A 24,953-nucleotide genomic window follows, 5' to 3' on the forward strand; every position below is an offset into this window, starting at 1 on the left:
CCCTGGGAAAATGCACATGACCGTGGCTCATTTCACCCCTTGCCGGATCCGCAACCGCGCACCCCATAGCCGTTGGCTGTGGGCAATGCTGCTGGTGTCGTCGACGATCCTGTGCAGCGGATTGAGCGCGGGCACCGCCCAGGCCGAGACCGAAACCAGCAGCAGTAACGACGACTATCAGTTTGACGACAACATGATGTTTGGCGGCGGCTCGCTGTCGCGCTTCAACAAAATCAACGCCGTCGACCCCGGCCAATACACCGTCGACCTGTACCTCAATGATCGTTTCGTCGAACGCGTACCCGTGCAATTTGTGGCCGGGGCACAGGGCGATGTGCAACCGTGCTTGGCGCGCGCGCTGCTGGAAGGCGCAGGCGTGTTGGCCAGCGCCATTACCGACACGCAAGGCAGCGAATGCCAATTGCTCAGCGACACGGTAAAAGACGCCAGCAGCCATTTTGACTTCGCCCAACTGCGCCTCGACATCAGCATGCCGCAAAGCTTGATGCTGCACGTACCGCGCGGTTATGTCTCACCGCAAAACCTCGACGCGGGCAGCACCATCGGTTTTATCAACTACAGCGCCAACCAATACCACGTCAGTCGCAGCGCCAGTCACGCCCAAGACACCGACTCCAGCTATCTGGCGCTCAACAGCGGCCTGAACCTGGGCATGTGGCGCCTGCGCCAGCAAGCGTCCCTGCGCTACGACTCGCAACACGGCAGCGACTGGAATGCCACGCGCACTTATGTGCAACGCGCATTGCCAAGCCTGCGCAGCGAACTGACCGCAGGCGAAGGCTACACCTCGGGGCGCTTCTTCTCCGGGCTTGGCTTTCGCGGGGTGCAAATCACCTCAGACGAACGCATGTTGCCCGAGTCGGTACGTGGCTATGCGCCGACCGTACGCGGGATCGCCAAGACCAACGCCAAGGTCACCGTGCGCCAAAACGGCAATGACATTTACGAAGCCACCGTCGCGCCGGGGCCTTTTGAAATCAACGACCTCTACGCCACCAACTACAACGGCGACCTCGAAGTCTCGGTACAAGAAGCGGACGGCAGCATCAGCCGATTCAGCGTGCCGTTCTCGGCCGTACCCGAATCGCTGCGCCCCGGCACCTCGCGCTACAGCGCCGCCGTGGGCAAGACCAGTGACGTGGGCGATAACGACCTGTTCAGCGAGTTCACCTACCAGCGCGGCCTGACCAACACCGTCACCGCCAACACCGGTTTGCGGGTGGCGGACGGTTATCAGGCTCTGGTATTTGGCGGCGTGTACGCCAACTGGCTGGGCGCGTTTGGCCTGGACGCTACCTACTCACGCGCCGACATGCCACAAGAGGGCCTGGTCGATGGCTGGATGGCGCGCTTGTCGTACAGCCGCACCTTCGCGCCGACCAACACCACCTTGTCGATTGCCGGCTACCGCTACTCCACCGCTGGTTATCGCGATCTGGGCGACGTACTCGGCGTGCGTGAATCGTTGCGCAAAGGGGAAGAATGGGACTCGGCCAGCTACCTGCAACGCTCGCGATTTGAAGTGTCGGTCAACCAGAGCCTGGCCGAGTATGGATCGATTTACGTGTCCGGTTCGACTCAGGATTACCGCAACGGCCGTGAACGCGATACGCAGTTGCAATTGGGCTATGCCAACACCCTGAAAAACTCGGTGAGCCTCAACCTGTCGGTCTCACGCCAGTCCACGGGGAGCTTCGAAAACACCCGTTACGGCGGCTACGACGGTCACAACAACGGCAACAACGTCAACGGCGGCAGCTGGAACCCTTCCTCGCCCGGCTCGACTGAAACCGTCACCTTGCTCTCGGTGTCATTCCCGCTGGGCAGCCCGTCGAAGAGCAACACGCCGACCTTGAGCAGCTCGGTCAGCCACAGCTCGACCTACGGCAATGTGTATCAAACCTCGTTGTCCGGCACCGCAGGCGCAGAACAAACCCTGAGCTACGGGATGGACGTGTCTCACGACGCCGAGCAAAAACAGAACACCTGGAGTGGCAACCTGCAAAAACGTTTGCCCAAGACCAGCCTCGCCCTCAGCGCCTCCAAGGGCGAAGACTACTGGCAAGCTTCCGGCAGCGCCCGCGGTGCCGTAGCGATTCACAGCGGTGGCGTAACCTTTGGACCGTATTTGGGTGACACCTTCGCCCTGGTGGAAGCCAAAGGCGCCAGCGGCGCAAAAGTCATGAACAGCCAGGGCACGACCATTGATGGCTCAGGCTACGCACTGGTGCCCGCGCTTACGCCGTACCGCTACAACACCGTGGCCATCACCCCGGAAGGCATGAACCAAAAAACCGAACTCGACGACGGTCAGCGCCGCATTGCGCCGTATGCCGGTGCAGCGGTCAAAATCCAGTTCAAAACCCGTAGCGGCAACGCCCTGCTGGTCAAGGCCCTGTTGGCCAATAATCAGGCCGTCCCTATGGGTGCGGACGTGCTCGACGACAGTGGCAGCGTGATCGGTATGGTCGGTCAAGGCAGCCAGGCTTACTTGCGCAGCGAGAAGCCTGAAGGCGCATTGACCCTGCGCTGGGGTGATCGGCCGCAAGAGCAATGCGTTCTGCATTACGACGTGTCGGATCGCGATCTGGAGCAGCCATTGCTGCGCGTGACCAGCGAATGCCGTGCGCTCTGATTCCCCCCTTTATTCACACCCTGAAAATCGAGGCCTTTTATGTTCACTCTACGCCCACGATTGAATCAGTTATTGCTACTGGCGCTGACACTCGCCGCGCTGCCCGCTGCACACGCCACCTGTACCCGCGTCTACAACGGCATTAACGTGCTTGACCCTTACTCGGCGCAAATCAGCTTTGGCCGGGTCAACCTCACCAGCACCTACCTGCAACCGGTCGGGACGCCGCTGGGCACCACCATCGTCGACAGCGCCTCCGCGACGGGGCTAAACAGCGAGACCGTGCTCTGGCAATGCGACCTGGCGGACAAAGATGAGCTGTATGAAGTGTTTGCCACCAACGGCGACGACCGGGTCGGCGGCTACTGGGAAATCGGCAACGGTGCCGGTACGTCCACCAATGACGGGTTGCCCGGCTACTACGCCACGTACTTTCCGTATGTCGGCCTCAAATTGACGCACCTCAATTCCGGCAAAGTGTTCACCCGCTATTGGCAGCAAAGCAAGATCACCCAATACGACGTGGTCGGCAACAAGCTGCAAATCAAACCCAAGCACCTGAGCATGGTGCAAGCCGACCTGGCGCGCGTGTCCAGCCTGCCACCCACATACGGCAGCGGCAGTAACTACTGCGGCGGTCAAGCGGCGGCGAGCGGCAGCGGCAATTACAGCTACACCTGCACCCAACCCAATGGCTATGTGCAATTTCAGGGGCCGGGCTACAAATCCGACACCGTAGGCGCTGACTCCAACACCAGCTACTACTTCTGGGGCCAGTACAACGGTATTGGCTTTGGCATGCGCAGCGCCGCGTCGATCAGCTACACCGCCACCTGCGTGGCGCGCAACGTCACGCCGCTGGTGATGTTCATGCCCGTCACGGCTCAGGAACTGAATGACAACATGACCCGCGAAAGTGATTTCAGCATCGAGATTGAATGCAGCGATCAGGCGGTGTCCGGGGTTAATACCAACCAGACGGCAATGGGCGTGCAAGTGTCTGCCGCCGCGTATGCCAAGGCCGCGGAACTGGGGTTACTGACCGGGTCCCAAGGCGTCACGCATCTGGTTTCCAACGGGTACGGCACAGACCCCTCCATTGCCACCGGGGTTGGCATTGCCTTGAGCAACAACGGCAAGCAAATGAACTTCCTGGGCACGGGTGTGGCGGGCGGCGGTAACGCGAGTGGCTGGTACCCGGTCAAAGACGGCGCCAGCGCCAATGGCAGCGCCGCCTCGGGCTACACCACATATACCCAGACCCTCACCGCCATTCTCAAAACCCTGCCGGGGCGTAAAGCCACACCGGGCAAGGTGAATGCCACCGCTTACGTCCTCGTCAAGGTGCAGTAAACATGACTAAAAAAATAACACTCACCCTCACCCGGCTATTAATGCTCGCCCTGTTGTGTGTGTTCATTCTCCCCGCACAGGCGGGCGTCATGGCGTCACGCACGCGGGTCATTTATGAAGAGGGGCAAAATCAGCGCTCGCTGATGCTGGCCAATATCAATCCGTATCCGGTGGTGGTGCAAACCTGGGTCAACGATGGCGAAGACCAGCAGGCACCGGAAAAAAGCACCTCACCAATGATCGCGCTGCCGTCTGTGTTTCGTATGCAACCGGGGGCGGTGCAAGGCTTGCGCATTATTTATAACGGCGATCAATTGCCCAAAGACCGCGAATCGGTATTTTGGCTCAACCTCTATGAGATTGCCCCCAAGTCCACCACCACACCTGCACCGCAAGCAGCCGTGGCACTGGCCATGAACACCCAGATGAAAATCTTTTACCGCCCTAAAAACCTCCCGAGCACAGCCGAAGACATGCCCAAGGTGCTGACGTTCACCCTGGAGCAACAAGGCGAGCAATGGGTGCTGGTGCTGCGTAACCCGACCCCTTATCACGCCTCGATGGCGTCTTTGCGCCTGGTCGACAACGACAAGCAGATGGCCGTGCCGCAAACCCTGGACATGATGGCGCCACCGTATGGCGAAAAGCGCTATCGCATGGCCCCTGGCAGCCAGATCAACCCCAAAGGGCTGAAAGTGAGCTTTACCTGGGTGGATGATGGCGGTCACTTTCACACCGCCACCGCCCCCGTGCTCAATCCCTAAACCTGCGGCGGTTCAAATCAGGTTCATGCTGATGCAGAAGGTCAGCAAGGCGTGATCGTTTTCCACGTCCAGCTTGCGCATGGCTGAAACCTTCTGCGAACTCACGGTCTTCACACTGCGATTAAGCGAGTGAGCGATATCGCGCACGTTCATCCCCGATGCAAAGCGGCGCAGCACCTCAAACTCCTTGACCGACAGACTGGCGATTCGCGCCTGCACGGCATCTGAACGCTCCACGACACTGGGGGCCCCCTGGCCGGCTTTGCTGTGCCACTTCTCTCCGTTTGCCAGCGCGCTGAGCGCCAGCGGGATCTCATTGAGATCGCCGTTTTTCAAAATAATCCCGCCGACCCCCAAGTCATACAGACGCGACAGAATCAAGTTGTTGGTGAGCATGGTCAGCACCAGGATCTTGACCTGCGGAAAATGCCGGATCAGGTACTCGATGAGCTTGACCCCGTCGCCATAGGTTTCATCCCCCGGCATGCTGTAATCGGTCACCACAATGTCCGGCTGCAAGCGCTGCAACTGCTCAATCAGCTCTGTGGAGGTCTGAGCCTGGCCCACGATTTCATAACGCTCATCACGCTCGATCAGCTCGCTAACGCCCATCAACACAATGGGGTGGTCATCTGCTAATACCACTTTTATTTTTGGCACAGGTACATCCCTGTCAAAAGAACGACTTCATCAAGAGCCGCTCAATCGGTGGAGTGGGAAAGCGAAAATATCAGACCGCAGCTACAGCCCGCTTGATGCGCGCCAACAGCACCTCGATCTGATTGTGCAAAGACTCATCCAAAACATGACCTTCTAGGCGGTGCTCAAGTTCACCGCAGGCCTGGGCCAACTCACGCGCCTGAACCACCGCCAGCGCGCCCCGGATGCAATGCAGGCGGGCTTTGAGCGCATCACTGTCACGCTCGCTCAACGCTTGCTGCGCGGTTTTTATGTCGGCGCCCATGGTGTTGACGAACAAGTCGCGCATTCGTGCAGAGACCACGATCACTGTTTCGCCAGGCTCATGGTCATTGCGCGGTACGGTAGCAAGCTCATGCGGCACCTCACCCGGGACGACGTCACACACACGCGCCAGTTCAGCCCACAACGTTTGCAAAGTCATGGGTTTGACCATATGTGCATTCATGCCCACCGCACGGCAACGCTCGCCTTCTTCTCGCATGGCGTTCGCGGTCACACCAATGATGGGGACATGAGCGTCTTGTTGGCGGATGGCACTGGCCAATTCATAACCGTTCATGATCGGCATATTGACGTCAGTCAGCACTGCATCAAATGCATCCGGCGCCCATAAACTGAGCGCCTCCTGCCCGTGGGAGGCCAGCACCACGCGACAACCCAGCTCTTCAAGTTGCTCTTTGAGAATCGTCTGGTTTATCGGATTGTCTTCGGCCACCAGCACCCGCAATGCGAGTTTTTCGCGCCTCGACGAAGCTTGGCCGGGCGCAGCAGCATCGCGCCCCTGTTGCGCCAACATCACGGCACGGCCTATTGCGCGAATCATGTGCACACCCACCTGCCAGCCATCCGCCAGGTGTTCCGGCTGACCCGCCCCGGACAGCCCCGTTACGCGCGGGCCGTGCCACTCCAACACCGAATGACGACTCGGCAGCAGGTCCACCAGCACCCCACCGGGCGAGGTGTTGATCGCAGCGCCGGGCGCGACCAGCGCATGGCCACCCCAGCGGTTAAGCCAGTCACAGGTGGTTTGCGCCAGCTCAATGGCCGGTGCCCGCACATACACCGGGGTCGGTCGCAGATGCAGGTCGCTGACCGCCGGCAAGGCCCCCTCAAGGATCGGCATCTCCAGCATCAAGCTGAAACTGCTGCCCAGCCCCGGTTCACTGACCACACGCAGCTGGCCGTCCATCAACTGCGTCAGACGCATACAAATTGACAGCCCCAACCCCGTGCCGCCCGCTGAGTGGCCGTTAAACACCTGGTAAAACGGTTCGAACAAACGCTGCTGCTGGGCCTCGGAAATACCTACGCCGGTGTCCGTCACCTGCCACTGCAACGTCACGTTGTGCGCATCCCGGCTTAATACCTTGAGGCGCAGTACCACGCGACCATAGTCGGTGAACTTGATCGCGTTATTGAGCAGGTTGTTGAGAATCTGGCGGATGCGCGACTGATCACCGCTCAACTGGTCGGGCACATCGGCATCGATGCAGGCATAGATTTGCAAGCCCTTGCTTTCGGCGGAGGCCGCGTACGCGTCCACCACGTCCTCGGCCATGTCCAGCGGGCAAAAACGCCCCGTCTCCAGTGCCATTTGCCCGGACTCGATCTTGGACACATCAAGAATGTCGCTGATCAATTGCAGCAAGGTCGACGAGGAACGCGAGATGGTATTGAGGTACACCCGCTGACGGCCGTCCAATGGCGTCAACTCCAGCAACTCAAGGGTGCCGAGTACGCCATACAACGGGGTGCGGATTTCGTGACTCATGGTCGCCAAAAAGGTGGTCTTGGCATGACTGGCCTCTTCGGCCTGATGCTTGGCGCGGATCAGCGCAGCGGCGTCGTCCTTGTGCCCGGTCACATCATTAAAAGCACACACGATGACATCCTGTTCCTGGTAGCGCGTGCTGCTGAAGCTGACGTGCAAATAGCGCCCGCCCACTTCTACGCAGGCCTCTCCCATGTCCGCGTGCTGCTTGCGAATCAGTCGCGAAATGTACTGCGAATTGCCCAACCATTCTTGCGCCCGCTTGTTGGCCAACAACATGTGGTTATCGGACTGGCGTACCACGCATAAGCCAGTGGGCGCCGTGTCGATCACTGCGCGGCTGAATATTTCACTTTCAATCACCCGCCGATGTGCGCGTTCAGCCGGGCGTACCACACGCAGTCGGTACCAGCGATTGACCAACCAGCCCACGTACACACTGAACAGCGCGATACCCAAAATGCTCAACAGTTGCCATTTTGCATAATGAATAAAGCTGTCGTAGCTGATCCGGTATAGCGCCGTCCAGCGATCCTCACCCTCACTGGAGACTTTCATTTCCAGCCCGTGGGAGGTAAAGCGCATGCCATCGGGCCGCGTGTTGTCGTTCACACTTCCCAGCAACACGGCACCCGTTGGCGCGATCAGCGTCAGGTCGTCAAACTTCGGGGTGTTCACACTCGAAGGGGTTTGGGCTAGGCGCCGCACATTGATCAGTGCCGCCAGCAGCACCTCTCGGTCAGTCCCCGCCACATCCAGAAACTTGGAGGGCAAGTTGATTTTTATGAAGGCAAACACCTTGGCATTGCCTTCACTGACACTGCCGGTATTGGACCAGTACACCTGCCCCTCTTGCAGCTCATCCTTGCGCGCCTTGAACAGGTGCAGCAGGCCGCGGCTGGTGTCCAGATACGACTCAAGGCTGAGAATCGCTACATGTCCGCGACGAGCGCCGATGGCGGGTACGGCAAGGGTGAACTCATGGTTGGGCGGCAATAGAAACAATTGCGGCGAGGGGTATACCGACCCCGACCAAAAACCGCTGTAGAAGTTGGACAAGTGCATGCCCAGCGAAAACGCCGACTGGCTAATCGTCTGGCTCGCATCGCTTTGCGCCAGGTTGAACGGTGTCGAAAACGAGAACTCCTTGCCCTCATAGATGTTCATCCCGGCACCTTGAAACACCAGAGCGCTTTGCAGCGGGGTGATGTTCTTGTCCAGTACATCCTGAGCATCTTTGACCGCACTGTTAACGTTGTTCAAAAACAGGCGGTTTTCATTCAGGCTCTCCACCAGCAATGAAAAGTGATAATCGACCTTGTTCACTTCCACTTCCAGCAAGCGCTGCAACGCCCAGGCGCAGGTGCCCACCAGCACCACCGCGACGCCCACCAAAATCAAGACGCCACGGTTCAAGCGCATGGAACTCAATGCGAGTTTGCCCAGTGAGGTGTTGTCGGCGGTCATGTGACTTCCTGTTTTTGGCGTGATGGCCCAACGGGCTCAGGCTCGTAGCGTAGACGAGCGGATGGCGGCGGATAAAGGCGGTCCATTTTCAGGCCAGATGCGGCCTCTTGCCGGGGTCAGTGCAGCCGCGGCGGAGCATCCTCATGCAGCAGGTGCCCGAAGTGGCCTGATGATACGGCACGCGATATCAGAAAACCCTGCACCCGGTCACAGTTGAGCTTGCGCAGCAGGGCCAGCTCTTCCTGACTCTCCACCCCTTCGGCGACCACCTCCAGACCCAACTGGCGACCCAAGGCCACAATACTGGCCAACGCCGAGGCCAGGTTTTCATTTTCGACACAGCCATGCACCAGCGCACGGTCGATTTTCAGTTCGGTGAACGGTGTCGACACCAAATTGAAATACGAGCTGAAACCCTGCCCAAAGTCGTCCTGGGCCAGCCCAAAACCTTTCATGCGCAACCGGCAGGCGCCAGCGTAATACTTGCTGATGTCCTGCGTGGTGGAGCACTCCATCAACTCAAAGGCGAGCTTGGCCGGTATCCCGCCTTCGGCGCGCACGTAATCATGCAAGGCGTCGGCCAGGTCATCGTCATCGAGCAAATGGGTGGGCAAGTTGATCGACACGGGAATGTCATAGCCCTGGCTGGCCCAACTGCTCTGGGCGGCAATGGTTTGCTTGATAAACAGCAGCAACAGCTCTTTTTCCAACCCATGCCCCACCAACGACGGCAAAAAGTCAGCGGGCATCAACAATCCCAGCTCAGGATGAACCCAGCGCGCCAGGGCCTCGGCAGCCACGATGTGGCCGTCATGAAGTGATTTTTTGGGCTGGAACCACGCTTGCAACGCACCACTTGCCATTGCCGCGCGCAGGGCTTCACGCTCCAGCACCAACGGCTCGCGCTTAAGGGGTTGATCGCTGGTGAGTAATTTGTCCAGTGTGGTCATCAAGGTACGGACCGCCGCGGGGACCACGGGTTTGGACAATTGCCCTACCACCGTCAACCCCATGCTTTGCGCCACCAGGCTGGCACTGACAATCATGCGCCGCGAGGCCGCGCTCATGATCGCCAGTGCCGGTTTGTGCGGCAAAGATGCCAGGCGCTGGATCAGTTGCACGCCGTCCATGCCTGGCATCAATAAATCGGTGAGCACCAGATCAAAAGGCTGCTTTTGCAGCCACTCAAACGCTTCATTGCCGTCACGGGCCGCTTCGACCCGAATATTGCCCAAGTCACGAAACAGGTTGAGCAAGTATTCATGCTGAAAAGGATGGTCCTCGACGATCAGAACGCTATACGGCATGCGGCTTGCTCCGGGTTTGCTCAAGGCAAGTAAATAAGGCGCTGAGGCCAAACGGTTTGACCAGGCATTCATTCATCCCCACCGCCAGGCAACGGGCACGCTCTTCGTGCTGCGCGTTGGCGGTGGCCCCAATGATGGGCACGCTGCTATCGAGCTGGCGCAATTGTGCGGCCAGTTCGTAACCATTCATACGCGGCATGTTGACGTCCGTCAGCACCCGGTCAAAGGTCGACTGTTGCCACAGTGCCAGCGCCTCCAGGCCGTCCGAGGCCAGGTCGACCGTGCAGCCCAGCTCTTCAAGCTGGTCTTTGAGAATCAACTGGCTGATGGCGTTGTCTTCCACCACCAATACGTGCAAACCCAAGGGTTTGAAAACACTGGTTGCCAGGCCAGCAGGCCGCGCATACGGGCTTAGCCCTTGCGCCTGACTGACCGCGCGACGCAAATCCTGCAAGTAGCTCAAGTTGACATGCCACTGCGGCGCTTCGTGTTCAGGCTGGGCAAAGCACACATTGCCGCAGGCCACGACCACCGGTCCCGGCCATTCCAGCTCATGGTTATGTGTGCAATCACCGGGGTGAATTTCAACCAGCACCGCGTTGCGGTCGCTGATGTCCATACCGGGGCGCAGCACTTGCGCCCTGGCGCCCCAGCGGCGTAACCAGCCACTGATGTTCTCGGCCATTTCCGGCATCGACGACAGCACAAACACGGTTTCAGGCAGCAACTCAACGGGCGTCGTGATCCGTGATGCATTGCCCTGTTCGAGCGGCAAGCTCAAGGTAAAACTGCTACCCAGCCCCGGCTCGCTGACCACGCGCATGCTGCCGCTCATCAGGTACATCAGGCGCTGACAGATCGACAAGCCCAACCCCGTGCCCGTGATCACGTTGGCACGGGTGCCGGTCTGATAAAACGGGTCGAACAAAAATGGCTGGTCCTGCTGAGCAATGCCCTGCCCGGTGTCCGTGACCTGCCACAGCACCGTCACCCGTTCATCGTTTCGGCTTTCAACCTTGACCCGCACAACGATTTGCCCACTTTCGGTGAACTTGACCGCATTGCTCAGCAAGTTGTTCAGGATCTGACGGATGCGCGGGCCATCACCGATCAGTTGCTCGGGCAACTGCGGATCAATGTGGGCATACAGTTGCAAACCTTTGCTTTGCGCGGCCGCCGAATAGCCATTGACCACGTCCTGGATCAAGTCCAGTGGCGCAAACTCATTGACCTCCAGCACCAACTGACCAGCCTCGATCTTTGACACATCCAGCACGTCGCAAATCAATTGCAGCAAGGTTGATGAGGAGTTCTGGATGGCGTGCAGGTACTCCTTTTGTCGCGGATTCAACTGGGTGCGGCTCAATAACTCAAGGGTGCCCAGGGCACCATAGAGCGGGGTGCGGATCTCATGGCTCATGGTGGCAAGAAACAAGGTTTTGGCTTCATTGGCCTTGTCGGCTTCGCGCTTGGCCTGCTCCAGCGCCAGCTCGACGTCCTTGTGCGCGCTAATATCGCTGAACGCACACAGCAACACGTCCTCACCTTTGTAACGGGTGGCCACACAGCTGATGTGTAAATGCCGACCCGCCACCGAAAACTCGTCGACACGGTGCAGGCCGTCACCGTTGTACGCCTGATCGATCCAGTCATGGCACAACGCGTCGCGCTCACGGCCACGTCCCAGCCATTGCTGGGCCAGGGTGTTTTCCAGCACCACTGCGCCGTTGGCACGCCGTAATACGCACAGGGCCACCGGCGCGGTCTGGATCACTGCGCGACTGAACGCCTCACTCTCTATCAACGCCTGCTTGCGATTAATCGCCGGGTTAATCAATTGCCGCTCAATGCGCCGCACCAACAGGCCCAGCGCCAGCGCGCAGCCCACGGCCAGCAACAGCGCAATCAGCAACGGCTCACGCATGGCCAGCAGCAAATGGCCGAACTCCATCGAATACACCACGTTCAGGTCGGCGTACCCCAACTGGTTGCGCATGATCAGGTAGTCCGGCCACACGCCTTCGCCGGTAAAACCAAAGTGTTTGTCACCGGCAAAACTTTTCAGGGCCTGGCGTAAACCGGGGTTCAAGGCGCTGGCAAAAATCTCTTCGCCCTGGGCATTGAGCACCACAAAATCACCCGCATGCTTGCGGTCCATCGCGGCGGAAATATCAGCCCCTTCTATTTCCAGCCCCAACCAGCCCGACGCGGGATCACGCTTGTCGAGCAACGTGAACAGGTACAACGCGCTGTTTTCAGTGAGCACCAGGTTGGGTGTGGCGTTGAACCAGTGCTCCCCGGCAACCGAAGCCTGCGAGTGTTCGAGCGCTTTGAGCTGGCGCAACACGTCCTGATCCACTGCCACCGGGTTAAGTGTTGTCTGAGTCAAGCGCTCGGCCTGCACGACACTGCCCGCCCTGACGTACAGCAGATTGATTTTTTTACGGCGCAGGTAATCCAGTTCGCGAGAGGTCTGCCACAGGCTCCAGGAGTGGGCGCCCTCACCCAGCACCAACTGGAATTCGTCACTGTCTTCTTCAGGTTCCAGCACCGCCGGTTTGCTGTTGCGCACCGCCGACAAACTGAGGTTTTTGAGAAGAATTTCATGGCCCGTAAAAAAACGCTGGGCCTCAAGAATGGCACCGCTCATGTAACCGCGACGCTGGGAGATTTCACGGTCAAAGCTGGAATTGAGGTAAACGTAAAGCCCGCCGAACAACGAAAGCAACAACGCGACGAAAAAAGAACGCAGTAAGGTACGCGCTGCGATTGAGGTCGAGAACGAGGCATCTAACGGACGGAAAAACTGTTTGAGCTTCATGCCGCCAGACTAGGGATCTGGCAGCCTTTGAAACATCAGACAAACCTTAAAAAAACGGTTCAGCCAACACACTGTATGCGTGCAAATAAAACTCAGGCAGGGCTGACTGCGCTGAAATCCAGACGCCCGTCCTTGAGCGGCGGGCACCAGTAATAGCCGCCATTGAGCGGTCGGCTGTAACGGTACAGGCCGTCAATAATGCCGTCTTCCAGGCCGCTCATGCGGCGCAGTTGCACTTCAAAGGCGTTCAAGGTACGACCGAAGGCGACAAACATCAGACCCGACTTACCGTTCTCGGTCCACGGCATGGAACGGCGCACGATAAAGGCTTCAGGGCTGAAGCTCTCTTGCGCAGTACGTTTGACGTGGGCGGATGCGGGGGCGTCGTCCAGTTCTTCGTTGTCGCTCATGCGACGGCCCATGATGTTGTCCTGCTCCTCGCTCGGCAGTGCCGCGAAACCGTTCAGGTCATGCTGCCACTGTTGAATGGCCACAAAACTGCCGCCATCCAGCCCCGGTCCTGCGTTGGCAACGATGGCGGCGTCGACGGCGGCCTCGTCCACCGGGTTTTCAGTACCGTCTTCGTAGCCGGTCAAGTCGCGGTCGGTCCCGTAGCGAAAGCCTTCGGTGACTTGCAGCAGGTTGAATGCAGAGGCCAGCGCGGTTTCAATCTTTTGGCTGCGGTGCAGCAGCTCGCCACGGTCATCGCCCAGCAGCCACAGCCACAGCGCATGCTGGGTTGACGGGTTTTCGACCATGGCATTGAGCGCCGGGAACACGCGCAAGCCCTGAACTTTAGCGCCCAAAGCCATTACCAGCGGCGAACCAAAACCCGCCACCACGCTTTTGCCGTCCACCCACTGCGACAGAACGTCAAGTGCGGCCGGCAAGGCTTCTACTGACTTGAGGGCGAAAAACATATAACGCGCTTGCGAAGGGATCGGCTTAGTCAGAATGCTCGACTGGTAGAGACTCATAGAAACTCCTTTGGAAAGCGCAGAGTTTACGCCTACCCGTACTTTTTCCGTCACCCGGAGCTTACTTTTCTTGAGTGCAACCCCGGCATATCAATGTTTAAGACGAGAGTTGGTTAGCAAACTGCCCGACCGCGCTCACCACTTTTTGCGCACCGTCCTGAATCTCAACAATCACCGTGCCCGCTTCCGCCGCCAGCGCCAGCCCTTCTTCAGCCTGTAACTTGCCATCGGCCATCAAGGCCACGGCGTCGCGGGCCATGTCCTGATTCTGGCGCACCACATTAATGATTTCTTCGGTGGCTTTGCTGGTACGAGACGCCAACTGCCGCACTTCGTCGGCGACCACAGCAAACCCACGCCCCTGCTCACCGGCACGCGCGGCCTCGATGGCGGCGTTGAGTGCCAGCAAGTTAGTTTGCTCGGCAATGCCACTGATGGTTTTGACGATGGTGCCAATCACTTGCGATTGATCATTCAAGGCCTCAATGCCGTCCCCGGCCTGCTGCATGTGCTTGGCCAGGTCACGCATCACATCCACGGCCTGGGTCACGACTTTGGTACCGCGCTGGGCACTCTCATCGGTTTGCAAAGACGTGCTGTAGGCAATGCCGGCGGCCTCGGACACCGCTTGTTCCTGATGAATTTGATCGGTAATGACCGTGGCGAACTTGACCACTTTGTACAGCGTGTTATTGGCGTCACGTACCGGGTTGTACGACGCTTCGAGCCACACGTCGCGGCCGTGACTGTCAATGCGCTGAAAGCGACCGGCGACAAACTCACCCGCGTTCAGGCGCTTCCAGAACGCTTGATACTCGGCGCTGCCTTGCTCCTGCGGGGTACAGAACATGCGGTGATGCTTGCCTTGAATCTGCGCCAGCGAGTAGCCCATGCCATTGAGAAAGCGGTCATTGGCGGTCAGCACTTCGCCATTGAGGTTGAACTCAATCACAGCGGTGGAGCGCAGCAATGCGCTCATCAGGTTTTCGTGGTCGCGGGACGCTTCGATGGTGCGCGTCAGGTCGCTGGAAAAAATCGAAATGCGCAACACGCGGCCACTGGAATCAAGAATCGGCTGCACGATCGAGCGTAGCCAGGCGTCTTGTCCATTGCCGCGCAGCAACCGTATGGTGCCGCTGAAATGCTCACTGCGCGTCATGGCCGTTTTGAAACGACGCAAGTGCTCGTCGTTTTTCAGGTGCGCAGGGACCAGGTCGTCAATGTGCCGCCCAATCAGCGCGCTATTGGCGTAAAGCATTTCGTGGGTGAAATTGTGATTTGCGGTCTCAATGCGTCCATCTGCCCCCAACGAGAGCACCAGCATTTCGCTGTCCAGGCTCTCTTTAACTTGTTGCAAGCTGGACAGTTCTTCACGAAGAGCCGCTAGCTCTTGCTTCAAGCGTTTGTTAAACATGGGATACCCGGGGCAATGATGGTCTGCGTGAAACAGAATCGGCTAGGAGTGCCTTTTCTGAAGTCCGAAACACGACCGTTGATCAAAAATACTTTACGTACGAAACCTGGCCGATCCACCCCCTTAAACCGGTGTGTATGACACCGACAATTGAAGTGAATTTTTTGAGATGCACGCAATCCCAAATACATCACAGGGAGCCATTGTTAAGCCATGAACTCATCCAAACTTTTCGTTATTGATTACACGCTGCACGGCACACCGAAATCTTTCATCATCCGCCAGACCAGCCTGAACGACGCCACGGCGTGGTATTGGGCCGGTTGCGACGCGGGGGTCGAACGTATCGCGCGCAATGATCGCGATGCTGCGAAAAAACTCAGCCGCGCCGACATGGAAAAAAAAGGCGTCACCAACGTGACATGGCGCTCGGCCTCCACCTAAGCCTGCGCGCGTGCCCATCGGCAATACCTCAGGATTGATTTATGGTGTGCTCAGTCGCCGCCTATGCCTTGAACCTTCAAAGGCTGGGTGCAGGCGTCACCATAATCATAAGAAATTGAGGTATGTCCCATGGCCGCTGAGATTGAAGCCAGCCGTTATGCCCGCTTTGCCCTGCGCTGTTCCAATTGGGCCGAACGCTGGTTCCCCGATTCATGGGTGTTTGCCGCCGTTGCGGTGATCACAGTGGCGCTGGCCACGATGGCAATGGGGGCCAAACCCACAGACGCGGCGATGGCGTTTGGCGATGGTTTCTGGAGCCTGATCCCCTTCACCATGCAAATGGCCTTCGTGGTCATCGGTGGCTACGTAGTCGCCAGCTCACCGCCCGCCGTCAAACTGATCGACAAACTGGCGCAAGTACCCAAGAACGGACGCCAGGCCGTGTGCTGGGTGGCGTTGATTTCGATGGTCGCCTCCTTGCTCAATTGGGGCTTGTCACTGGTCTTTGGGGGCTTGCTGGTGCGGGCACTGGCGCGCCGTACGAACTTGCGCATGGACTACCGCGCGGCTGGCGCGGCCGCGTACCTGGGCCTTGGCGCGGTGTGGGCCTTGGGGTTGTCGTCTTCGGCGGCGCAGTTGCAGGCCAACCCGGGCAGTTTGCCGCCGTCTATTCTGGCGATTACCGGGGTCATCCCGTTCACTGAAACCATCTTTCTGTGGCAGTCCGGCGTGTTACTGGCGGCGCTGGTGGTGGTGTCGTTGATCGTGGCATACGCCACGGCACCCGGCCCGGAGTCGGCGCGCGATGCCGCAGCGTGCGGCATCGACCCCAGTTTCAGCCTGCCCAAGCTGCCTGAACGCACCCGACCGGGCGAATGGCTGGAATACAGCCCGCTGCTGACCCTATTGCTGGTGCTGCTGGCGGCAGGCTGGTTGTTTCACGAGTTCTCGACCAAGCCGGCGATCAGCGCTATTTCGGGGCTTAATACTTACAACTTTTTGTTCTTGATGCTCGGCGCGCTGCTGCATTGGCGACCGCGCAGTTTTCTGAATGCCGTCGCCAGCGCCGTGCCGACCACAACCGGGGTGATGATTCAGTTTCCGCTGTACGGCTCGATTGCCGCATTGATGACCGTGGTCAAAGGCAGCGACGGACAAACCCTGGCGCATCACATCTCGACGTTTTTCGTGCAAATCGCGTCTCACGACACCTATGCCGTATTGATGGGCGTGTACTCGGCGGTGCTGGGGTTCTTCATCCCGTCGGGTGGCGGCAAGTGGATCATCGAAGCGCCGTACGTGATGCAAGTGGCCAATGACCTGGGTTATCACTTGGGCTGGGCGGTACAGATCTACAACGCGGCTGAAGCGCTGCCCAACTTGATTAACCCGTTTTATATGTTGCCGCTATTGGGTGTGCTGGGGTTGAAGGCTCGGGACTTGATCGGGTTTTCGTTCGTGCAGTTGTTGGTGCATGCGCCCCTGGTGCTGTTTTTACTGTGGGCGTTGGGAACGACGCTGACGTATGTACCACCTGTGATGCCGTAAAAACCCTGCGCCCAACCCACTCCCTTTGAGGGAGGGTTGGGCTCAGAGTGCTGTTTAGACCGGTTTTACCGGACGCAAGCGGTATTGTGGCGGTAACTGGTCCAGGCCGCTGATGGTGGTGTTCAGGCTTTTCCAGCGACCGTCCTTGATCCCGTAAATACAGCCATGAACCGACAGGCTCTGCCCGCGGTGCCAGGCGTTTTGCACAATGTTGGTATGCCCCACATTGGCCACCTGTTGAATCACGTTGAGTTCGCACAGGCGGTCAACCCGTTCTTCTTCGGTGGGCAGCAGCGCCAGCGCTTCGCGGTTTTCGTAATACAGGTCGCGAATCGAGCGTAACCAGCCGTCAATCAGGCCCAGTTGCTGGTCCTTCATCGAGGCGCGGACACCGCCGCAACCGTAGTGGCCGGTGACCAGGATGTGTTTGACCTTCAAAACATCGACCGCGTATTGAATCACTGACAAGCAGTTGAGGTCGGTGTGCAGCACCACATTGGCGACGTTGCGGTGTACAAACAGATCGCCGGGCAGCATGCCGACGATCTCGTTGGCCGGTACGCGTGCGTCCGAACAACCAATCCATAGGTATTCCGGCGCTTGCTGGCGAGCCAGCTTGGCGAAAAATTCGGGATCTTGCTGCTTGATCGCATCCGCCCAGCGTGCGTTGTTATCAATCAGATCTTGTAGTTCGTTCATACGGTAAGGCCTCAAGAGTTGATGCGCAGCTTTGACAGCCGACCGGCGGTCGGGGTCACGTGGGCAAATGCCAAATCCAGTGGGCAATCAGGTGGAATCTTCAAGCTTAGCTACAGTCCACCGTATCAGGCCCCACAGTATGAGGATTTACCATGACCGATTCACGCCGCCCATTCGGGGCGCAAGAGCCGTCAGAAATCGACGATACCGAAGACCGCATGGGCTCGGTTGAGCCGCTGGATTTCGACGATGACGAAGACACGCATGAGCCTTTGACTGATTTGCTGAGCGATGAAGAATACGAGCGCCATGTGGCCGCCCATCGTCCCCGTAACAAAGAACTGAGTGGCGCCGCACTGCCTGGCCGGGACTCAAACCCGGATGATCTGGACGCCGACATGCTCACCCCTGAAGACGGCGCACGCGATGCCCAGGAAGCCGCGCAAGCCCGTGGCGGCGCGGCCGATTGGGATTTAAGCGTGGTGGATGAAGACGAGATCGGCGCAGGCCGTGGGCTGGATGAGGCCGAACTGGCCGATATTGACCCGGTGGGACGTAAAGATTAAAAGCCCCTCACCCCCAAGCCTCTCCCAAAAGGCGAGGCCTGGGTGGGGGTCAAACGGTCAGTCCACCAATGTACAGGCCATGACCACCGCATCTTCGCGACCGCCCACTGCCGGGTAATAGTCGCGGCGGCGGCCGATCTCGTTAAAGCCATAGCGCTCGTACAACTTGAAGGCCGCGGTATTGCTGTCGCGCAGTTCGAGAAAGCACTCACGGGCTTCATGCTGATAGGCAATCGACATCAAGTGTTCCAGCAGTTTAAGCCCCAGGCCACGGCCCTGACTTTCAGGTTTGACCGTGATGTTGAGCAAATGCGCTTCGTCCAGAATGATCTGCACCACGCCGTGGCCCACTTGCTGCTCGCCTTCAAACATCAGCCAGATGTGATATTTGCCCAACCCGTCGAGAAAGATGCCTCGGGTCCACGGGTGGCTGAATGCCGCGTATTCAATTTTCAGTACGGCATCGAGGTCCACCTCGGTCATCGGGCGGAACGTTACAGCGTCACTCATTGATAGGTTTCCAGCGCGCCATCAGCCGGCGCATGGCTTGCCACACATCCGCTTTGCGGTGTGGCTCATCCATTAACAGTTCAAGGCCCGGCAGCGCCCATGCGCAGCCCAACCCTTCAATTTCAAGTTCGCGATTAAACGACTCGGCGTTGACCTCACCGGCGAAACGTACCGCAGGCAATCCGATCAACCATAAGCAGGCGCACTCGGCGTCTTCAAGGCGTGCCATCAGAAAGCCCTGGACGAATTCACGGGCCGCTTCCGGCCCTTGATCGACGTTGCCACGGCGCAGCAAAGGCCAGCGAATCGGCTCGCCAATGATTTGCGGGCTGTCGGGCAAGCCCGCAGCACGCAGCATGTCTTTGAGCAACAAATAGGCTGGATCGCGGCTTTGGAACGCCCCTCCTGTGGGTAACTCCACCAACACCAGGCAACGCCCTGCGCGCAGTAACTGCAAGGCAAAACGCGGGGGCGGCACGGGCGCCGCTTTGGCCACCACGGGCGCGACGTCGGCTTCGACCACCGGTTTGCTCGCCGCACGCACGGTGACCGAAGGCCGTGGCACTTCGATCTTTGGCCGCTCGGCAGGTGCGCTCGGTGCGACCACCACCTTGGCCTTGGCCTTGGCCTTGGCCACAGGCTGCGCAATCACGGGCGCTACAGGCACCTCATCAAGCACCAGCAGTTCTGGCCGCGACGGGGCGGCAAACGGCAATTCAGTGCGCGGTAACCAACTGACCACTTGCATGGCGGTCAAGTAAGCGCGGCGGCGGGACTCATTCAACAAGGGTCGGCCATCTGTGGATAACAAAAGAGCGGGGATTCTACCGCCCTTCTGCCCTTCACGCCTGCTGTTGATCGCCCAATGGTTGCTGGGCCATCCGGCAGCAGATCGCCAAGTAAAGATGTGCGCAGTACAATCGCCGCCTTTCATTGCCAATCGACCGGCCCTCCCATGATCGAACCCAAGCGCGTTTTACGTGCCCTCGCCGAGCACTGGGCACTCCTTGAGCCTTTGTGTGAACACTTCGACCAAGGCACCTTGAGCCTCAGCGAGCTGCGTCTGCAATTGGCAGCGCATCAGGTGGACAGCACACCGCAAGACATCACCCAGGTGCTCGACAGCTGGATCCGGCTCGACATTCTGGTGCCGGTCGCCAAAAGCCCGAACCGCTTTGAGCTGAACGCGCAAATCCATGACTTCCTGGCCTATTTGCGGCGTGAACACCGCCTCGGCCTGTGCCTGGAGATCGAAGCCTACCTGCGCCATCTGGAGCGCCTGGCGGGTTATATCCAGGATGCGTTCGATATCCGCGACGGCAACGATCTGGCGCGCCAGCTACGTCTGCTCGATATGCGGGTACGCGATGTGCTGAAAAAACTGGCCAACGATGAACAGGCGCTGGTGGCTGTGGCAGAGCGTGCCAAGACCAGCGACCGGCAGATCCCGTTGCGCCAGCGTTACGCCGAAGTGCTGGCGACGTGGGATGAATACGTCGAGCCGATGATTCAGTTAGTCAATGCCGACGGTGCCTTCGAACAAGGCGTGCGCAAGGTCGAAAATGTGCTGCTGCGCATGCTCAGTGAACAGCAACGTCTTGGCCACTTGGTCGATGACGACATGCTGCTGCGCACCCATGCGCGCATCCTCGAAATGCAAACCAGTGCGCAATTGACGCTGCGCCACGCCCGCGAACTGCTGCTACCGCTGCGTGAAGAGGCCCGCCGCCACAACGCCGTCACCCGTGGCGCGGCATTGGCCCTGGCGGCCATTCGGCGCAAAGGGCTGGACGCGGTGCCGCAAGCGGCGATGCCGATGTTCACTCGCCCGCAAAGCACCTTTTTGGGCAGCGCCAGCCAGGTCGAGGCCTACGTGTATGCGCTCGCGCGCTTTGAACCCAAACCCGCCCGGTTCCCCAAAGCGCACAAAACCCACAAGGTGGGCGAGGCCCCTAAAGCACCGCGCACGGTCAAGGAAATGCTCGACCGTTGCAGTGACGCGCTGCCCATGCCGGACTTGATGAGCTGGTTGCTGGCCCAAGAGCCCAACGGCGACACCGACGAATTGCTGTATTGGTTCTCGCGCTTGTCGCGCGAGAAACGCTTCGTGCGCGAACGTCTTGAGCGTCGCGAGTATCACACCCACGAACATTTGGTCAGCCTGCGCTCCTTCGCCCTGCTTTCACGCAGCGAAGATGCAGCCGAGCCTACTGCGAGCCCTCTCCATGCATCTTGATCTGTCTGAACTTTCCCAACTGGCACCGATTTTTCGTGAATTGTTCAAGGGCTACCACGTCAGCCGACGCGACCCGGAGCTGTACGCGCAGTTGTCGAACTTCCAGGATCAGTACCGTGCCCTGTTCAAGGCGCTGGGCTTTGAGCTGGTGTGTGATACCCGCGGTTTTTATTACTTCGTGCCCGACACCGCCACAGCGCAGGTCAACAAGACCGCGCAGCGTCTGGCGCTGTTCACGTTCATCATCGTCGAGCATTTGGCCGATCAGGGCCGCGACCCGATTGCCGTGCTCGATGGTGGTAGCCTGGGCCGCGACGAACTGCCCGCGCTGCTGGAAAAATACCGCGACCTGTTTGTACAAGCCGAAGTCACGACCCAGGACGAGCTGGAAGAAAAGATCATGCGCCGCATGACGCAACTGGGCTTCGCCAACGAAGAGAACGGGGTTTATCGCTTCTTGCCGCCGATGCACCGTTTTCTCGATGTGTGCCTGTCGGTGCAACAGGACCGCGACCTGGCGGCCAGCCTGCACAGCATCTTGCCGTTACCCACGCCCGTGTTGGCAGGGGACGACCCTGAGGTCGAGGACGAAGACGAAGAAGCCGCCTTGGCGCGGGCCATTGCCGCCGAGCAACAGGAGATGGACGCATGAGCCAGGAACGCTACGGAATACGCCGCTTTGCCTTGTTGAACACTGCCGGTTACAGCTTGGGCCTGTTCCCGCTGGAACATCCGTTGTCGGTGTACGGGGCCAACAACCTCGGCAAGTCGGCGTCGATCAACGCTTTGCAGTTCCCGATTCTGGCACGCATGTCGGACATGAGCTTCGGCAAATACAGCCTTGAACAATCGCGGCGTTTTTACTTCGCCTCCGACACCAGCTATATCCTCGTTGAGGTGTCCCTGCCCCACGGCCCGCATGTGATTGGTGTGGTCGGGCGCGGGCCCGGAGGCGGTTTCGGCCATCAGTTTTTCGCCTACGCCGGCAAGCTGGACCTGGCCCATTACCAAAAAGACGACACCTGTCTGCGGCAAAAAGAGTTGTTCAGCAACCTTGAGCGCAACGGCCTGAAAGCCTACGAACTCAAGCCTGACGAACTGCGGCGCTTGCTGGTCGGCGGTCACACCTCGATCCCGCTCGACCTCACCCTGATCCCGCTGCGCTCCACCAGCGAACAGAGCCTCAAAACTTTCCGCGCGCTGTTTATCAACCTGCTGCACATGCGCGAAATCACGGCCGCCAAGCTCAAGCAACTGTTCCTCGATGCCTTTGAGCACAGCCTGCGCTCGGGCAGTGTCGATTACATCGCCGCCTGTGAAGAAGCGTTCCGCGATGTACGGCGCATGGAGCAGGATTACAACGCACTGGTCGGCGCCGGGCCACTGGTCGAGTCATTGGCTGGCGGTGTGCGCCAGCGCGACCTGCTACGCGGCAAGCTGCATCGCCTGTCACCGGTGCTTGATTCATTGCTCGGCACTTGGCAGGACTATGCCGGGGCGCGCAAAGAGGAGCTGCTGATTCAGTCCGAGCACTACCGCGGCGAGCAAGACGCACTGCAAAACGATCAGCGCAGCAGCACCCAGGAACTGATGCGCCTGGAGCGCGAAATCACCGGCATCCAGCGCTGGCTGGGCGAGCTGTCGGTGCTCAAGCACCGCTTCGCGCTGGTGGACGATGTGAAAGTACTCGAACAACAGTTGCTCGCCGCCAAAGACGCGCACGACGAACTGGCGGGCGCGCTCGCGCAATCGCGTCAGTTCAGCGCCGAAGACCTGGACGAGCGGGTTCGCGATCTGGAAAAACGCCTGAAGTCAGTCAAGCAGCAACTCGATCACGCCGACAACAACAGCTACGCCCGTCTGCGCGAAGAATTTTCGCAGCAGGACGTTGAGCGCCTGATGCGGTTGTTCAACAGCGCTCTGTTCAGCCTGCCGCTGGGCGAGCACGGGATTGCGCTGGACGACAGCGACGCGTGGGTCAAATCGCTGGAAATGATCCTGGAGGGGTTCAAAGGCGAACGCTTTGAAGCACCGGGGCTGTCCATCGACCTCAGCCATATCGAACCGCCTGCCTTGCAAGCACTGGCAGACCGGGCCGCACTGCGCGATCAAAAAGAGCGTCTGGACAAAGAACTCAAGCAACTGAAAACCCAACAGGCCGTGACCTCGGACCGCGCGGCGAGCAAGCACGAAGCCGAGTCGCTGTACCAGCAAGTGCTGGACGCGCAAAAGGCGCTGGAAGACTTGCGCCGCTGCCAGACGCTGAGTGCCGAAGAAGGCGAAAAACTGGAGCAACTGGCTCAGGCTGAAGCGGCGCAAGATGAATTGAAGCGCTCCAGCGATGCGTTCACCGAACGCGTGCAGCAACTGTCGGCCAAGCTGCAACTGGTCGGGCGCCAGCTCGGCGACATGGAAGCCAAGCAGCGCACGCTGGATGACAGCCTGCGCCGCCGCCAACTGTTGCCCGCCGACCTGCCGTTCGGCACCCCGTTCATGGACCCGATCGACGACTCGATGGACAACTTGCTGCCATTGCTCAACGACTATCAGGACACGTGGCAAGGGCTGTTGCGCTGCGACGGCCAGATCGAAGCGCTGTATGCACAAGTGCGCTTGAAAGGGGTGGCCAAGTTCGACAGCGAAGACGATATGGAGCGCCGTCTGCAACTGCTGATCAACGCGTACGCGCACCGCACTGAAGAAGCCCTGACCCTGGGCAAAGCGCGGCGCGCAGCCGTTACTGACATCGCCCGTACCCTGCGCAACATTCGCAGCGACTACGACAGCCTTGAGCATCAACTGGCGCTGTTCAACCGCGAGATCAACAAACGCCAGGTATCGAACCTGCAAAGCTTTCGCATTGTGCTGGCGCCCAACAAGGAAGCGCTCAAGCACATCGATCAAATTATCCACAGCGCCGGGCAATACGAAGAGGGTGAAACATTGTCGGTGTTCGACCTCAGCCAAAGCGCCGAGCAAGACAACAAGAACGAAGAAGCCAAGGAATACCTGGCGCGTCTGGTGGCCGCCAACCATAACCAGTTGGGCCTCAAGGACCTGTTTGAACTGGCATTCGAGATCACCAAGGTCAATGGCCAGCCGGTGATTCATACCGACATCGACGGGGCGGCGTCCAACGGCACCACCATGACGATCAAGGCGCTGACCAACATGTATTTGTTGCTGCACTTGATGGACCGCGACCTGGCCGGGCGCATTCGTTTGCCGTACTACCTCGATGAAGCGGCAGACATTGATGAAAAGAACCAGACCGCGCTGCTCGAAACCAGTTTGCAATTGGGCTTTGTGCCGATTCTGGCCAGCGTCAAGCCGCAAGTGTGCGCCCATGTGGCCATCGACCTTGAGGGTGGCAGCGGGCCTAACGGGATTTATATCGATGAGGATGACTGGAAATACATTCGCCGCCATGACGAGGTGAAACCTGCGCTGGCCGCGGTTGCACAACAGCCAGCGCTGGACGAGGTCTGACGCAACCAGGTTGTACACCACAAGGCCGCGATCACTGATCGCGGCCTTTTTTTTGTTCAACAGGCGAGTAAGACGTAAAGTCGATCACACTCGAAGTTATCCACAACCGCAGATATCGAAACGTCTACAAATATGTCTTACATCAGAAACTAAAATATATTTTTATTTTCAGAAAATTCCTACCAATCATCCAACAAACAAACAGCACACTGCTAAATGCTTTAACGCC

18 protein-coding genes and 1 pseudogene are annotated in these 24,953 nt (G+C 58.9%); 9 read left to right on the forward strand and 10 right to left on the reverse strand.

Annotated features, from left to right (window positions below; all coding sequences use genetic code 11):
• The first annotated feature begins 16 nt into the window (after nt 1–16).
• Genes ACP7A4_RS17865 through ACP7A4_RS17875 form a run of 3 tightly spaced genes read left to right on the forward strand, consistent with a single transcriptional unit; the run spans nt 17 to nt 4,773 of the window.
• The gene (locus tag ACP7A4_RS17865) at nt 17–2,656 is read left to right on the forward strand and encodes a fimbria/pilus outer membrane usher protein (protein ID WP_059762407.1); all 2,640 of its coding nucleotides are present in this window, start codon (nt 17–19) and stop codon (nt 2,654–2,656) included.
• A 39-nt stretch (nt 2,657–2,695) separates the two neighbouring features.
• The gene (locus ACP7A4_RS17870; protein WP_426247887.1) at nt 2,696–4,009 is read left to right on the forward strand and encodes a fimbrial protein; all 1,314 of its coding nucleotides are present in this window, start codon (nt 2,696–2,698) and stop codon (nt 4,007–4,009) included.
• A gap of 2 nt (nt 4,010–4,011) precedes the next feature.
• Nucleotides 4,012–4,773 (forward strand): fimbrial biogenesis chaperone, encoded by a 762-nt coding sequence (locus tag ACP7A4_RS17875; RefSeq protein ID WP_059762405.1) that lies wholly within the window; start codon nt 4,012–4,014, stop codon nt 4,771–4,773.
• 12 nt (nt 4,774–4,785) lie between these two features.
• Here ACP7A4_RS17875 and ACP7A4_RS17880 read toward each other — a convergent pair whose 3' ends face one another.
• From ACP7A4_RS17880 to ACP7A4_RS17910, 7 genes and pseudogenes are all read right to left on the reverse strand, one after another.
• Nucleotides 4,786–5,433, reverse strand: coding sequence for a response regulator (locus tag ACP7A4_RS17880; protein ID WP_059762404.1), 648 nt, complete (start codon nt 5,431–5,433; stop codon nt 4,786–4,788).
• A 70-nt stretch (nt 5,434–5,503) separates the two neighbouring features.
• Nucleotides 5,504–8,713, reverse strand: coding sequence for an ATP-binding protein (locus tag ACP7A4_RS17885; protein WP_426247888.1), 3,210 nt, complete (start codon nt 8,711–8,713; stop codon nt 5,504–5,506).
• Nucleotides 8,714–8,829: 116 nt separating this feature from the next.
• Complete coding sequence (locus tag ACP7A4_RS17890; protein WP_059762402.1) at nt 8,830–10,020, reverse strand: EAL domain-containing response regulator; 1,191 nt, start codon at nt 10,018–10,020, stop codon at nt 8,830–8,832.
• A complete protein-coding gene (locus tag ACP7A4_RS17895) occupies nt 10,010–12,841 on the reverse strand; it encodes a response regulator (protein WP_059762401.1) in 2,832 nt (943 codons plus the stop codon). The genes ACP7A4_RS17890 and ACP7A4_RS17895 overlap by 11 nt, the downstream gene beginning before the upstream one ends.
• Nucleotides 12,842–12,933: 92 nt before the next feature.
• Nucleotides 12,934–13,818: a Dyp-type peroxidase gene (locus ACP7A4_RS17900; protein ID WP_203303694.1), complete on the reverse strand. Its 885-nt coding sequence runs from the start codon at nt 13,816–13,818 to the stop codon at nt 12,934–12,936.
• Nucleotides 13,819–13,915: 97 nt separating this feature from the next.
• Entirely contained in the window at nt 13,916–14,347 is a 432-nt protein-coding gene (locus ACP7A4_RS17905) for a methyl-accepting chemotaxis protein (RefSeq protein ID WP_236442637.1), read from the reverse strand.
• 108 nt (nt 14,348–14,455) lie between these two features.
• Nucleotides 14,456–15,232, reverse strand: a pseudogene (locus ACP7A4_RS17910) (PAS domain-containing protein); the annotation flags it as partial.
• 213 nt (nt 15,233–15,445) lie between these two features.
• Between ACP7A4_RS17910 and ACP7A4_RS17915 the strand changes: the two are divergent.
• Both ACP7A4_RS17915 and ACP7A4_RS17920 read left to right on the forward strand, forming a co-directional pair.
• Nucleotides 15,446–15,676, forward strand: a complete 231-nt coding sequence (locus ACP7A4_RS17915; protein WP_426247889.1) for a DUF6555 family protein — start codon at nt 15,446–15,448, stop codon at nt 15,674–15,676.
• Nucleotides 15,677–15,805: 129 nt separating this feature from the next.
• Nucleotides 15,806–17,224 carry a short-chain fatty acid transporter gene (locus ACP7A4_RS17920; RefSeq protein WP_203303696.1) on the forward strand — a complete coding sequence of 473 codons (1,419 nt, stop codon included), beginning with the start codon at nt 15,806–15,808 and terminating at the stop codon, nt 17,222–17,224.
• Nucleotides 17,225–17,278: 54 nt separating this feature from the next.
• Here ACP7A4_RS17920 and can read toward each other — a convergent pair whose 3' ends face one another.
• Nucleotides 17,279–17,923 carry a carbonate dehydratase gene (gene can, locus ACP7A4_RS17925; RefSeq protein ID WP_426247890.1) on the reverse strand — a complete coding sequence of 215 codons (645 nt, stop codon included), beginning with the start codon at nt 17,921–17,923 and terminating at the stop codon, nt 17,279–17,281.
• A gap of 152 nt (nt 17,924–18,075) precedes the next feature.
• Here can and ACP7A4_RS17930 point away from each other — a divergent pair, with 152 nt between their 5' ends.
• Entirely contained in the window at nt 18,076–18,489 is a 414-nt protein-coding gene (locus ACP7A4_RS17930) for a hypothetical protein (RefSeq protein ID WP_059762396.1), read from the forward strand.
• A gap of 57 nt (nt 18,490–18,546) precedes the next feature.
• Here ACP7A4_RS17930 and rimI read toward each other — a convergent pair whose 3' ends face one another.
• Complete coding sequence (gene rimI / locus ACP7A4_RS17935) at nt 18,547–18,999, reverse strand: ribosomal protein S18-alanine N-acetyltransferase (protein ID WP_426247891.1); 453 nt, start codon at nt 18,997–18,999, stop codon at nt 18,547–18,549.
• Nucleotides 18,992–19,786: an SPOR domain-containing protein gene (locus ACP7A4_RS17940; RefSeq protein ID WP_426247892.1), complete on the reverse strand. Its 795-nt coding sequence runs from the start codon at nt 19,784–19,786 to the stop codon at nt 18,992–18,994. The genes rimI and ACP7A4_RS17940 overlap by 8 nt, the downstream gene beginning before the upstream one ends.
• Nucleotides 19,787–19,954: 168 nt before the next feature.
• Between ACP7A4_RS17940 and mksB the strand changes: the two genes are divergently transcribed.
• From mksB to mksF, 3 genes are read left to right on the forward strand one after another with little or no spacing between them, the layout of a single operon-like run.
• Nucleotides 19,955–21,235 (forward strand): Mks condensin complex protein MksB, encoded by a 1,281-nt coding sequence (gene mksB, locus ACP7A4_RS17945; protein WP_059762393.1) that lies wholly within the window; start codon nt 19,955–19,957, stop codon nt 21,233–21,235.
• On the forward strand, nt 21,225–21,887 hold the full coding sequence (mksE, locus tag ACP7A4_RS17950) for an Mks condensin complex protein MksE (RefSeq protein ID WP_059762392.1): 663 nt from the start codon (nt 21,225–21,227) through the stop codon (nt 21,885–21,887). The genes mksB and mksE overlap by 11 nt, the downstream gene beginning before the upstream one ends.
• Entirely contained in the window at nt 21,884–24,724 is a 2,841-nt protein-coding gene (mksF, locus tag ACP7A4_RS17955; protein ID WP_059762391.1) for an Mks condensin complex protein MksF, read from the forward strand. Before mksE ends, mksF begins: the two co-directional genes overlap by 4 nt.
• Nucleotides 24,725–24,953: the final 229 nt, after the last annotated feature.

Origin of the sequence: Pseudomonas sp. TWR3-1-1, from assembly GCF_049896545.1 — a bacterium.
Lineage (GTDB): Bacteria > Pseudomonadota > Gammaproteobacteria > Pseudomonadales > Pseudomonadaceae > Aquipseudomonas > Aquipseudomonas weihenstephanensis.

Excerpts from the sequence above, each read along its gene's own strand:
- ACP7A4_RS17930 (WP_059762396.1), top strand. The coding sequence starts at position 18,076 with ATGACCGATTCACGCCGCCCATTCGGGGCGCAAGAGCCGTCAGAAATC.
- ACP7A4_RS17905 (WP_236442637.1), bottom strand. The coding sequence starts at position 14,347 with ATGCGTGACCTGGCCAAGCACATGCAGCAGGCCGGGGACGGCATTGAG.
- ACP7A4_RS17875 (WP_059762405.1), top strand. The coding sequence starts at position 4,012 with ATGACTAAAAAAATAACACTCACCCTCACCCGGCTATTAATGCTCGCC.
- ACP7A4_RS17865 (WP_059762407.1), top strand. The coding sequence starts at position 17 with ATGACCGTGGCTCATTTCACCCCTTGCCGGATCCGCAACCGCGCACCC.
- mksB (WP_059762393.1), top strand. The coding sequence starts at position 19,955 with ATGATCGAACCCAAGCGCGTTTTACGTGCCCTCGCCGAGCACTGGGCA.
- rimI (WP_426247891.1), bottom strand. The coding sequence starts at position 18,999 with ATGAGTGACGCTGTAACGTTCCGCCCGATGACCGAGGTGGACCTCGAT.
- can (WP_426247890.1), bottom strand. The coding sequence starts at position 17,923 with ATGAACGAACTACAAGATCTGATTGATAACAACGCACGCTGGGCGGAT.
- mksF (WP_059762391.1), top strand. The coding sequence starts at position 21,884 with ATGAGCCAGGAACGCTACGGAATACGCCGCTTTGCCTTGTTGAACACT.
- ACP7A4_RS17920 (WP_203303696.1), top strand. The coding sequence starts at position 15,806 with ATGGCCGCTGAGATTGAAGCCAGCCGTTATGCCCGCTTTGCCCTGCGC.
- ACP7A4_RS17870 (WP_426247887.1), top strand. The coding sequence starts at position 2,696 with ATGTTCACTCTACGCCCACGATTGAATCAGTTATTGCTACTGGCGCTG.
- ACP7A4_RS17890 (WP_059762402.1), bottom strand. The coding sequence starts at position 10,020 with ATGCCGTATAGCGTTCTGATCGTCGAGGACCATCCTTTTCAGCATGAA.
- ACP7A4_RS17885 (WP_426247888.1), bottom strand. The coding sequence starts at position 8,713 with ATGACCGCCGACAACACCTCACTGGGCAAACTCGCATTGAGTTCCATG.
- ACP7A4_RS17895 (WP_059762401.1), bottom strand. The coding sequence starts at position 12,841 with ATGAAGCTCAAACAGTTTTTCCGTCCGTTAGATGCCTCGTTCTCGACC.
- ACP7A4_RS17900 (WP_203303694.1), bottom strand. The coding sequence starts at position 13,818 with ATGAGTCTCTACCAGTCGAGCATTCTGACTAAGCCGATCCCTTCGCAA.
- ACP7A4_RS17915 (WP_426247889.1), top strand. The coding sequence starts at position 15,446 with ATGAACTCATCCAAACTTTTCGTTATTGATTACACGCTGCACGGCACA.
- mksE (WP_059762392.1), top strand. The coding sequence starts at position 21,225 with ATGCATCTTGATCTGTCTGAACTTTCCCAACTGGCACCGATTTTTCGT.